The sequence below is a fragment of the Bacillus sp. 05T31 genome (assembly GCF_056396725.1).
Genome location: NZ_JBFTMA010001388.1, coordinates 1 through 450 on the forward strand (window position 1 = coordinate 1; position 450 = coordinate 450).

Annotated in this window: 1 pseudogene; it reads left to right on the forward strand. The window is 35.3% G+C overall.

The features are described from left to right. Positions 1–371 (forward strand): annotated as a pseudogene (locus AC1DJR_RS33435) (TcpE family conjugal transfer membrane protein); the annotation flags it as partial. Positions 372–450: the final 79 nt, after the last annotated feature.

Consider the following 450-nt stretch of genomic DNA (forward strand, 5'->3'; position numbering starts at 1 on the left):
CAGGTTGGATCGTGGGGCCACTAGCTGATGACTATTACTTTCTTTATTATGTTGTACTCCCTATTTTGCTTGTATGGGGCCTAGATCGTTATAAGACAGATGGAAAATCATTTTTTGCCTTTTTTCGCTCGTGGATCACATTTAAAATGCGAACACATCAAATGAATAGATCAATGCGTTTAAGAAAACCAGAGATCTATGTTTTTAATAGTCCAATTTTTATCCAATATTCAAAAGAAGAAGTAATAAAACTTTCTTCTTCGCAATCTAAACAAACAGAAGATATTGCGGCGTTTGAACTTACATTTATTAATGAGGAAGAGGGAGAGGAAGCGATATATGCTGAAAACTTTAACGAGGTTCCCAACTAAACATGTTGAAGAAAATCTTTGCTTTAGTGTTGATGGAAGGGTTTGGTTAGGTTACGAGGTTGAAGGATTTGAGTATGAT